The 10,105-nt window shown below is 68.0% G+C and carries 14 protein-coding genes; 3 read left to right on the top strand and 11 right to left on the bottom strand.

All coding sequences use genetic code 11. From position 1 onward, the window contains the following. Nucleotides 1-21: 21 nt before the first annotated feature. Together modC and BMZ19_RS18425 are read left to right on the top strand one after the other, a co-directional pair. Nucleotides 22-1,149: a molybdenum ABC transporter ATP-binding protein gene (modC, locus tag BMZ19_RS18420; protein ID WP_090313048.1), complete on the top strand. Its 1,128-nt coding sequence runs from the start codon at nucleotides 22-24 to the stop codon at nucleotides 1,147-1,149. Between the two features lie 178 nt (nucleotides 1,150-1,327). Further along, nucleotides 1,328-1,546, top strand: coding sequence for a Nif11-like leader peptide family natural product precursor (locus BMZ19_RS18425; protein WP_090313049.1), 219 nt, complete (start codon nucleotides 1,328-1,330; stop codon nucleotides 1,544-1,546). A gap of 85 nt (nucleotides 1,547-1,631) precedes the next feature. On the opposite strand, the gene BMZ19_RS18430 is transcribed toward BMZ19_RS18425, so the two are convergent. The 11 genes from BMZ19_RS18430 to BMZ19_RS18480 form a co-directional block, all read right to left on the bottom strand. Continuing rightward, nucleotides 1,632-2,378 (bottom strand): DUF364 domain-containing protein, encoded by a 747-nt coding sequence (locus BMZ19_RS18430; protein WP_170847808.1) that lies wholly within the window; start codon nucleotides 2,376-2,378, stop codon nucleotides 1,632-1,634. Further along, entirely contained in the window at nucleotides 2,375-2,752 is a 378-nt protein-coding gene (locus tag BMZ19_RS18435; RefSeq protein WP_090313050.1) for a hypothetical protein, read from the bottom strand. The genes BMZ19_RS18430 and BMZ19_RS18435 overlap by 4 nt, the downstream gene beginning before the upstream one ends. Then, nucleotides 2,749-3,249 (bottom strand): hypothetical protein, encoded by a 501-nt coding sequence (locus tag BMZ19_RS18440; protein ID WP_090313051.1) that lies wholly within the window; start codon nucleotides 3,247-3,249, stop codon nucleotides 2,749-2,751. The genes BMZ19_RS18435 and BMZ19_RS18440 overlap by 4 nt, the downstream gene beginning before the upstream one ends. Before the next feature lie 5 nt (nucleotides 3,250-3,254). After that, a complete protein-coding gene (locus BMZ19_RS18445; RefSeq protein WP_090313052.1) occupies nucleotides 3,255-3,578 on the bottom strand; it encodes a 2Fe-2S ferredoxin in 324 nt (107 codons plus the stop codon). Between the two features lie 11 nt (nucleotides 3,579-3,589). Beyond that, nucleotides 3,590-3,886, bottom strand: a complete 297-nt coding sequence (gene fdxB / locus BMZ19_RS18450; protein ID WP_090313053.1) for a ferredoxin III, nif-specific — start codon at nucleotides 3,884-3,886, stop codon at nucleotides 3,590-3,592. A gap of 390 nt (nucleotides 3,887-4,276) precedes the next feature. Then, nucleotides 4,277-4,486 (bottom strand): CCE_0567 family metalloprotein, encoded by a 210-nt coding sequence (locus BMZ19_RS18455; RefSeq protein WP_090313054.1) that lies wholly within the window; start codon nucleotides 4,484-4,486, stop codon nucleotides 4,277-4,279. A 15-nt stretch (nucleotides 4,487-4,501) separates the two neighbouring features. Then, entirely contained in the window at nucleotides 4,502-4,984 is a 483-nt protein-coding gene (locus tag BMZ19_RS18460) for a NifX-associated nitrogen fixation protein (RefSeq protein WP_090313055.1), read from the bottom strand. Nucleotides 4,985-5,011: 27 nt separating this feature from the next. After that, the gene (locus BMZ19_RS18465) at nucleotides 5,012-5,488 is read right to left on the bottom strand and encodes a NifB/NifX family molybdenum-iron cluster-binding protein (protein ID WP_090313056.1); all 477 of its coding nucleotides are present in this window, start codon (nucleotides 5,486-5,488) and stop codon (nucleotides 5,012-5,014) included. Nucleotides 5,489-5,491: 3 nt separating this feature from the next. Continuing rightward, nucleotides 5,492-6,868, bottom strand: coding sequence for a nitrogenase iron-molybdenum cofactor biosynthesis protein NifN (nifN, locus tag BMZ19_RS18470; RefSeq protein ID WP_090313057.1), 1,377 nt, complete (start codon nucleotides 6,866-6,868; stop codon nucleotides 5,492-5,494). 11 nt (nucleotides 6,869-6,879) lie between these two features. Next, nucleotides 6,880-8,274 carry a nitrogenase iron-molybdenum cofactor biosynthesis protein NifE gene (nifE, locus tag BMZ19_RS18475; protein WP_090313058.1) on the bottom strand — a complete coding sequence of 465 codons (1,395 nt, stop codon included), beginning with the start codon at nucleotides 8,272-8,274 and terminating at the stop codon, nucleotides 6,880-6,882. Between the two features lie 301 nt (nucleotides 8,275-8,575). Next, complete coding sequence (locus BMZ19_RS18480; RefSeq protein ID WP_090313059.1) at nucleotides 8,576-9,229, bottom strand: peroxiredoxin; 654 nt, start codon at nucleotides 9,227-9,229, stop codon at nucleotides 8,576-8,578. A 316-nt stretch (nucleotides 9,230-9,545) separates the two neighbouring features. On the opposite strand from BMZ19_RS18480, the gene BMZ19_RS18485 reads away from it, so the two are divergent. Continuing rightward, nucleotides 9,546-10,064, top strand: a complete 519-nt coding sequence (locus tag BMZ19_RS18485) for a metal-dependent hydrolase (protein ID WP_090313060.1) — start codon at nucleotides 9,546-9,548, stop codon at nucleotides 10,062-10,064. The last annotated feature ends 41 nt before the right edge of the window (nucleotides 10,065-10,105 follow it).

The following is a 10,105-nucleotide window of genomic DNA, read 5'->3' on the forward strand; positions in this document are numbered from 1 at the left end:
GCGCTGAATGAAGGAGTCACCATGCACACGCTGACCGAACCCACTGTCGCCAGCGCCGCCGAGCGCGCCGATGTCGGCATCCACGCGCGCTTTCGCCGGACCTTTGCCGGCTTCAGCCTGGATGTCGATCTCAACCTGCCGGGACGCGGCGTCACCGCACTGTTCGGCCACTCCGGCTCGGGCAAGACCACCTGCCTGCGCTGCGTCGCCGGCCTGGAGCGGGCCGCCGAGGCGCGCCTGGAAGTCAACGGCGAGCTGTGGCAGGACAGCGCCAGCGGCGTGTTCGTGCCGCCGCACCGGCGCGCGCTCGGCTACGTATTCCAGGAAGCCAGCCTGTTTCCCCACCTGAACGTGCGGCGCAATCTGGAATACGGCCTGCGCCGGGTCGACCGAGCGACGCGGCGGGTGGAGTGGGATCGGGTGCTCGAGCTGCTCGGCATCGGCCACCTGCTCGAGCGCATGCCCGAGCGCCTGTCCGGCGGCGAGCGCCAGCGCGTCGGCATCGCCCGCGCGCTGCTCACCAGCCCGCGCCTGCTGCTGATGGACGAGCCGCTGGCGGCGCTCGACCTCAAGCGCAAGAACGAGATCCTCCCTTATCTGGAACGCCTGCACGACGAGCTGGACATTCCCATCCTCTACGTCAGCCATGCGCCGGACGAGGTGGCGCGTCTGGCCGACCACGTGGTGCTGCTCGACCAGGGCCGGCTGGTCGCCCAGGGCGGCCTGCAGGAAACCCTGGCGCGCCTCGATCTGCCCACCGCCTTCGGCGAGGACGCCGGGGTGGTCGTCGAAGCGCTGGTGGCCGGGCACGACGAGGCCTACCACCTCACCCGCCTGGTGTTCCCCGGCGGCGAGGTGCTGGTCGCCCGCCGTCCGGAGGCGCTCGGCCAGCGGTTGCGCTTTCGCGTGCATGCCCGCGACGTCAGCCTGGCGCTGGCGCGCGCCGAGGGCACCAGCATCACCAACCTGCTGCCGGCCACGGTGCAGGCGCTGGCCGCCGCCGACACCCCGGCGCACGTGCTGGTGCGCCTGGATGCCGACGGCACCCCGCTGCTGGCGCGGATCACCCGGCGCTCCGCCGACCAGCTCGGCATCGCCGCGGGGCAGCGGCTGTGGGCGCAGATCAAGGCGGTGGCGCTGCTGGGCTGAGCGCTTGTGCGGATTGCTGCAACGCCCGGCTGTGCGATTGTCGCCAACGCGACAAGCATTTCTCACGCAAGCCATTGATTTACAAGGAATCCCACAAGGCATCAATGTTGCATTGAAGGACGCGGGCAGGTGCCGGTCGAGACTTGCCTTCCGTCAACCGCGACAGAGAGAGAGCAGCATGTCAGTCAAGGAAATCAAAGCCTTCTCGGATAAAGCCCGCGCCGATCAGGCCCTGGCCGAGAAGTTGAAAGCCTGCGAGAAGGTCCGCGAAGTGATCGCCCTCGGCAAGGAGAGCGGCTTCAGCTTCATCGAGGACGCCCTGTATCCGCCGAACGAGCCGCAATTCCGCGAGGAGCAGCTGTCCGAGAAGATGGCCAAGGCGCTGTTGCGCGCCTGAGTCCCCGGCGGGCAACGGAGCGCTGCACCAGGAAATGCAGCGCTCCGTTGCTCCATTACCACGCCAGGCCAGGCCGAGCGCATGCTCAGTCCAGCGCCAGCAGCGCGTACTCCACCGGCCCGGCGAACAGCCGGGTACCGCCGCCCTCGGCCACCACCTGGCGCGCGGCCGGCGCATCCAGCACCCGCACCCCGGCCAGGTAGTCGACGCCGAACGCCCGCCAGTCGGCGAGCCACGGTAGGCTCGGCCCCATCAGCACCACGCGGGCCTGGCGGGACAGTTCGAGCAGGCGCGGCAGGGTCTTGTTGGCCAGGCTGCTGGCGGTGACGAACACCCAGTCGGCCTGCGGCAGGACGAACTCGGCGGCGCTGTCCGGCAGGTCGCCGTCCTGCGGGTTGCGCTCCAGGCACTGGTAGGGGAAATCGTGCCAGAGGCGCTCGAGCCCCGGATAGTGGCCGATCACCACCACCCGCTGCCCGGCCAGCTGCGGGCGAAAATGCGCGAACACGCGCAGATGGCCGGGCGCCTCGCCGCGCAGCGGCTGGGCATCGCGCAGACAGGAGCCAGCGCCGTTGAGGCTGGCATTCAGCACGGCCAGCCCGACCGCCGCTTCGGCGCCGTTCCACGACAGCAGCCACGGCCGCAGCTCCGCGCCGGGACGCCCGGCAAGGGTGCCCGCCCAGCTCAGGGTGCGCGGCACCTGACGCGGACTGAAGGAGAAACCGAGGCGCTCGTCCACTTCGGCCAGCGTCCAGCTCAGGCCGAGTTGCAGGCGCTCGACCGGCTCGGCTCCGGCCGCACTGGCGAGCAGCCAGTCATACAGCCCGTTCATGCGCCGAGCGCCGGCAGCAGACGCAGTTCGCTCTTCACCGCCCCACTGCGCCCCCAGGCAGTGGCGGCCTCGATCACCCAGTTCGCCTTGCGCGGATGCGCCAGCAGCACGTCGAATTCGGCGAAGGCCAGGCCATCGCCGTGCACCAGGATGCTGCCCTGGTAGGCGCCGCCCGGCGTACGCCACTCGGCATACAGGCTGTGGCTGCGCGCGTAGGAGTCCTCGCGCAGCTCGGCACGGCTATGGGGCGTACCGGCCACCGCCACGCCCTGCTCGACGCCGGCCGCCTGCAGGCTGGCCGCCAGCGCCTGCCAGACTTCCGCGAACAGGGGCTGGACCGCCTGCAGGCGCTGTTCCAGAGACAGGATCGTCATTCGTCATCCTCGCTGAAGGAACGGGCAATCTGCAGGAAGGCGCCGCCACCGATCTCGTCGACCGGGTCGAGCTCCAGCAGTTTTTCCAGCACGCAGCGGGCCAGCGCCACCCTGGCGCGGCGCAGGCGGATCACCCCCAGCGCCTTGAGGCTGAACAGGTACAGGCGCTCGCCGCCCTGGCGGCGCGACCAGTCGGCACTACCGGGATGCAGGCGCCGGTAGTTGCGGTCGAAGCCGGCAACGCCGGCAGCGGCGCGCAGGGCGGCCCAGACTGCCGCCTCCGCGTCCTGGTAGCGGGCCCTGACGAAGTAGAACTTGTACAGGCCGATGTGCGCGTCCGGCTCCTCCGGCCAACGCCGCCGCGCCTCGAGCAGCAGCGCCTCGACCCCGTCGGGGGTAGCCGCACAGAGCGCGTGGTTGAGCAGGTAGCGCAGCTTGTGCGGCGTGCGTTCGGAGAAGAACGCGCGCTCGCCGGCGAACAGCAGCACCTCGGCCATCGCCGTCACCAGATTTCCGCCGGGGTGAGCTTGTCGGCGTACGGCTCGCCGCCGAGCAGATGCTGCTCGACGATGCGCGCCGCGTCCTCCGGCTCGACCCAGCTGTACATGATCGAACCCGGGTAGATCAGCACGTTGGCGCCGGCCTGGCACGGGCCGATGCAGCCGGTGGTGGTCAGCGCGATGCGGTTGTTGAGGTTGTGCTTGATCAGCACCTGGGCGAAGGCGTTGTACAGCGCCTCGCTGCCCTTGGCGCCGCAGCTGCCGCGCGGATGGCCCTCGGGACGCCGCTGGCCGCAGAGGAAGATGTGGAATTCGGGTTTGGCCATGATCGTTCTCCTCAGGCCGCAGCCGCTTCGTGGGTATGGCATTGCTTGGGACAGACCGCCGCGCAGGCCTTGCAGCCGATGCAGTCGAGGCCGTTCTGGACGGTCATCACCATCATTTCGTCGTCGTCATCGAAGTCGTCGGCGTCCTCGACCATCTCGGAGCGCTCGACCAGCGTGAACACGTCGCGCGGGCAGACCTTGTAGCAGCGCCCGCAACCGATGCACTTCTGCGCATCCAGCGCGGTGACGAACTCAGGAACCCATTCGGCGCCGCCGCGGGTACGTCCGGTAATCATTGCCTCAGCCATGTTCAATCTCCTGCCCGCCACCTCGCGTGGCGCAGATCAACGGTTGTCGGCAGGGCTGGCCTGCCTGTCGTTATATGCCCGGCCACGGGGTCGGGGTGCCGCGCAGCCTTGTGGGCCGGGCGCGGCGGGGTGCGCTGCCGCCGGAGCGGCAAGACACGAAATGGGGCTGCTCGGCAGGCCCCGAATAGAACGGCGCGGGCCTTGTGGGCCAGTGCCGGATCGCCTCAGGGCAATCGCATGCCGGTCTGTAGGGGCGAATTCATTCGCCTTGGCGGGGTGTTTCGGCGAATGAATTCGCCCCTACAGCGGATTGACCAGGCTCGGAAGCCACTCATGCGCTTGCCCGGCGGGGCGCCCCGAGAGGGGCGCCTGTGCTCCGCGACTCGCCCATCAACCGGCGCTGGCCTGATCCAGCCGCGCCTTGGCCGCCGCCCAGTCCAGGCAGGCCTGATGGGTGCGCTGGGCCAGCTCGGGCAGCGTGGCGTAGTCGATGAGCAGGCGATCCTCGACCAGGTCGTGGATCTGCGATGCCCACTCGGTGGCGATGCGCTTCTTCTGGCTGACGTCCTTCTGCAGGGCCTTGAGATCGTCCTCGCTCATGCTCGTCTCCCGGTTTCAGAGTTCCGCCACCGCGCGGTGCGCAGCGACCAGGCCGGCCGCCTTGGCCAGCTGCTTTTCCGCCTCGGCGACCAGCGCGTCCAGCGAGTCGAAGCCGAAGCGGTGGACATCGCGCAGGGTCTTGTCCAGCGCCACCAGCTTGCCGACCAGGATCAGCGCGCGACCGAAGCCCTCGTGGCTGATGTTGATCATCGGCACGGCGAGCAGCCCGGTCTCGCGCTCGATCATCTGCGCCAGGGCGTTGTAGTAGGCCTTGACCCGCGACAGGGTGGTTTCGTCGGGGTCGCCCACCACCGGAATGGCCCGGCGGCGCGCCTTGGTCAGCACCAGCGGATCGAGCACGCGGGCGTCGCTCCAGGTGTCGTAGGTGCCGTAGCTGTCCATGGAGCGCAGCTGCACCACCATCTGCCGGATGATCGGCTGCTGCAGGGCGGGATCGCCGTCCAGTACCACCGCTTGTTGCTCGTCTGCTTCGTACATGTGCGCTTCCTCGTGAAAATGCGTGTCCTACTCGTCCCAGGCTTCGGCCGCCATGGCGTCGAAACGCCGGCTGTCGCCGCCCCGGGTGCGCTGGATGGCCTTGGCCAGCCAGGTCGAGGGTCCGTCGCGCAGCTCGGCCTGCAGGCTCTCGATCAGCTCATCGATGCGCGCCGCCTCGGCGACCTTGACCGGCTGCACGCCGACGGCCAGCAACTGGCGCACCGCCGAGGCGCCGCAGGCGCGGCAGTACACCGCGATGCAGCCGTCGAGCAGCTCGAGCTTGCTGACCAGCTTGTCCTCGTTGCCGTCCTGGTCGAGGTCGCCGAACTCGGCCACCGAGAGCAGCCGGGCCTGCTGCGGGTTGACGCCGTAGATGACGAAGGAGCGCGACGAACCGAAGTGCTGGTCCACCGTCTCGCGGTCGGCGGAAGCGAAGGCCACCTTGAGCAGGGTGCCGTCGTCCTCGCCGTCGAGAATCTGCAGTTGTCGGGTCGGGCTGGACATGGCTCAGTGCCTCCTGGGCGGCTGTTCGCTGGCGGGTTTCTGCGCGTAGATCGAGTGATACGGGGCGATCCCCTGGTGGTGCTCGACCAGCAGGTTGGCGAGGTCGAACAGCGCCTGCGAGGTGCCGCGATAGCCGATCCAGCAACGCTGGAAGCCGCCGAGCAGGTCGTACTGCGGAAAGCCCATGCGCAGCAGCGGCACGCCGAGGCGCTGGGCGACGGCCAGCGCATGGCTGTTGCCGAGGATCAGCTGGGCGGCGTGTTCCGCGGCGCCGTGCTCGAGGTCCTCCAGATCGCCGACCTGGATGACGGCCAGCGGCGAGGCGGCCAGCGCCGGCGCGCGGGCCGGCACCACCGCCGCCACGGTGCGCGCGCCCATGCCGCGCAGCAGGGCGTCGAAGCCGAGCAGCAGGTCGGGGTCGGCGGCCATCGCCACCCGCGCGTCGCCGAGCATGAAGTGGGTATCCAGCATGGTGTCCTGCAGCTGGCGGCGCTGGCGCTGCCAGCGCTCGGGCACCGGGTTGCCGCTGATCTCGGCCAGCGCCAGCAGCCAGGCGTCCACCGCCTCCAGGCCGAGCAGCAAACCGAAGCGGCGCTCCGGCACGCCGGTGCGCGCCGCCAGGGCATCGGCAGCGGCGTCCAGGCTCTGCCCGACCACCAGGGTGGCGATGCTCTGCCCCGCGCTGGCCAGCTCGTCCACCGCCAGTCCGCCGGTGGTCAGCGGGTTGAAGGCCGCCTCGTCGAGGTGGCCGTCGAGCGAGGCGGACAGATCCGGAATCAGCAGCGAGCGCAGGCCGAAGCTCTCGATGCTCTCGGCGATGAACTCGAGATCCCCCGGCGTCAGGTTGGCCGAGCACAGCACGTTGACCTGGCGCAGCCGCTGGCCGACCTGGTCGCGGCGCTCCGGCACCAGGGTCTCGATGAGCGCCTTGACCGTGGCGGCGAAGCCGCTCTCGAAACTGCCGGCGAAGTCCGGGGTGTTCACCGGGATCACCGCCACGTCCCGGTACTCGGGAAACTCGCTGCGGAACTGGTGCAGCGCGCTGTGCAGATCGCAGCCCTGGGTTTCCGCCAGCGCGGTGGTCAGCAGGCCGATCACCGCCGGCTTCTGCTTCTCGCAGATCACCCGCAGCGCCTCGACGACGTTGTCGTCGGCGCCCATCACCGAGCTGACCTGGTCCATCGCCGTGGTCTGCAGCGGCACCGGCTCGCGGAAGTGGCGCACGAAGAACACCTTGGCGAACGCGGTGCAGCCCGCCGAGCCGTGCAGCAGCGGCATGCTGCGCGCCATGCCGAGGATGGCCAGGGCGCCGCCCATGGTCTGGCTGGCCTTCAGCGGGCTGACGGCCAGGGCTTTGTTGCGGTTGACGATCTCGGCCATGGCGATGCTCCTCAGCCGTTGGCGACAGTGGCGCCGGCCCAGGGAGCCGGGCGGCGCACGGAATCCCACACCGGGCTTTCCAGAGTCAGGCACAGCTGGCGCACCAGCTCGAGCATGCCGTCGTAGCCGGCGTAGCCGAATTCGCGTTCCTGGTTGATGTCGAGGAACGGGATGCGCCCCTTGAGCGCGGTGTACATGTTGCGACCGCCGGCGATGAGGATGTCGGCGCGGTACTCCTCCACCGTCTTCAGCAGCGCGCGCGGGTTGCCCTCGTCGAGCATCTTCACGTCGTCGCCCATCAGCTCGCGGATGCGCGCCTTGTCCTCCTCGGTGGACTTCTTGGTGCCGGTGGCGACCACCTTCATGCCCAGGTCCTGCAGCGCGGAGATCACCGACCAGGACTTCACCCCGCCGGTGTAGAGCAGCACGCGCTTGCCGGCCAGCCGCGCGCGCCAGGGCTCCAGGGCGGCGCGGATCTTCGCCTCCTCGCGCTCGATCAGCGCCTCGGTACGCGCGCTCAGATCGTCATCGCCGATCAGCCGGGCGAAATCGCGCAGCGCCTGCGAGGTATCGGTGATGCCGTAGAAGCTGCCCTCGAACCAGGGCGTGCCGTAGCGCTCCTGCAGCTTGCGGGCGACGTTGAGCATGGCCTTGGAGCAGACCATCATGTTCACCTCGGCGGCGTGCATGCTCTGCACCTCGCGAAAGCGCGCATCGCCGGACAGGGTGCACAGCACGCGGATTCCCAGCTCGTCGAGCAGCGGCAGCACGTGCCAGAACTCGCCGGCGATGTTGTACTCGCCGACCAGGTTGACGTCGTGGACGCGGATGCCGGGGCGTTCGCTGCCGGCCGGCAGGGGATCAGGCTGGCGAGTGCCGATCACGTACTTGAGCATGGCCTCGCCGGCAATGCGGTTGCCGAGGTTCTTGGTGCCGTAGAAACCGGCCGAATCCACCGGCACCACCGGGGTATGGAAGTGCTCGCTGGCGGCCTTGCAGATCGCGTCGATGTCGTCGCCGATCAGCGCCGGCACGCAGGTGTTGTAGACGAACACCGCCGGCGGCGCGTAAGTCTCCACCGCCTGGCGGATGGCATGGAACAGACGCTTCTCGGCGCGGCCCATGATCACGTCCTGCTCGGTGAGGTCGGTGGTCATGCCGATGCGGTACAGGTCAGGGCCGCTGGAGCGGGTGCCGCGGTTGTCCCAGGAGCTGCCGGCACAGGCAATCGGCCCGTGGACGATGTGCGCCACGTCGGCGATCGGCAGCAGGGCGATCTGCGCACCGTCGAAGGCACAGCCACCGTCGGTGGCGCCCGGCTTGGGCTTGGCGCAGCCGGACTTCTCCTTCTTGTTGTGCTCGCAGGAAGGCTCGTCGAGCAGCTCGGCAATGTCCTTGGCTTTCATCGCTTACCCCTCTGGATGCGTCGGTGCGGCATTCGCGAGGGGTGTTGCAAGGGCTGCACCAGAGCACAGGCAATTGATTTAAAAGGATTTTTACTGAAGATGCGTTGTCGCAAAGGCGCCGGGATGTCGGGTTTGCGACAACCGGGTGGCGGGGACGGCGCGGAGAGGATTCAGCCGGACCAATCTCTCCGTCCTCGCAAGTCACGCAGATGCATGCCGTCACTCAGCCAATAGGCCCGGCGTCTGCGACGGAGAAAAACGCCTGCGGCTGAGCGGATAGCCCAGGCGTTTTTCTGTTGCCTTACTTCGGCGCGTGGGTTGTGCGCAGGTAGGGCAGCTTGATGTCGATGCTGCCGTACTTCTCGCGGGCCTGATCGTCGTTGAGCGATAGTGCGACGATCACGTCTTGGCCCACCGTCCAGTCAGCGGGGGTGGCCAGCGGCACCTCGTAGGTCAGCTGCAGGGCGTCCAGGGCACGCAGCACTTCGGCAAAGTTGCGCCCCACGGACATCGGATAGGTCATGGACAGCTTGAGCTTCTTGTCCGGGCCGATGATGAACACGGAGCGCACGGTGGCTGTTTCGGCGGCGGTACGGCCATCGGGCAAGTAGGCCTCGGCAGGCAGCATGTCGAACGCCTTGGAGACGGCCAACCCTTCGTCCGCAATGATCGGGAAGGCCGCCTTGGTGCCGCAGAAGCCTTCGATATCGCCTTTCCACTTCTTGTGCGCTTCCACACCATCCACCGACACGCCAATCACCTTGGTGCCACGCTTCGCCCACTCATCGACCAGTTGCGCGACGGCGCCGAACTCGGTGGTGCACACCGGGGTGAAGTCCTTCGGGTGGGAAAAAAGGATGGCCCAGTCGGAACCGATCCAGTCGTGGAAGGTGATGGGCCCCTGGTCGGTATCGGCCGTGAAGTTGGGAACGAGGTCGTTGATGCGCAGTGCCATGGATATGCCCTCCTCGAGCTTGATGAACGACAAGCATGGAAGAGCCTAGACGGGATTTGAAACGCCGGGGCCGTGCATCACCGCGGACTTCACAGCCATCCGCTGCTGGCCGTTGTTCATCGGGCGCTCCTGATGTACCCATTCCCGGCCGCTCGGCAAGGTCTTTGGTTGTCATCGCTTACCTCCTCTGCATGCAGAAGTGCGCGATTCACCAGGAGTGTGGCAAGAGCTGTAGCAGAAGACATTTCCGGGTGGCAGTCTTGCGTTTCAGCTGGCTGCTTCAGCAGCACGGATTGCTTCCTCTGGAGCCACTTCCATGTTCATTGCCCACCTGCCCTCCGGCTACATCCTGGCCTCGCTGCTGTTGAAACGCGCCGGGCAGCTTCCCGTCCAGGCGCGAACACTCATGCTGGCCGGAATCCTTGGTGCCGTGGCGCCCGACTTCGACATGCTCTACTTCTATTTGGTGGACAACCGGCAGACCCATCACCACCGCTATTTCGTGCACTGGCCCATTCTCTGGTTCGGCCTGGCGCTCGCCTGCACGATCTGGCAGCGGCTGGCGCCGACCTCACGACGCGCTCCTGCCGCCCTGGTGTTCAGCCTGGGCGGCATCCTCCATCTGCTGCTGGACAGTTTCGTCGGCGACATCTGGTGGCTGGCGCCCCTCGTCGACCAGCCCTTTGCCCTGTTCAGCGTGCCGGCCGTATTCAAGCCTTGGTGGCTGAACTTCATCCTGCACTGGTCCTTCGCAGTCGAACTGGGAATCTGGCTGTGGGCGTTGCTGATCTACCGCAGGCAGGACAATAGCTTGGCGCACGGGAACCATGGCTAAGCGGACTATGTCGAGCAGGCCTCCGGTAGCCGCAGCTCGAA

This window comes from Pseudomonas linyingensis, assembly GCF_900109175.1.
Classification (GTDB): Bacteria; Pseudomonadota; Gammaproteobacteria; order Pseudomonadales; family Pseudomonadaceae; genus Geopseudomonas; species Geopseudomonas linyingensis.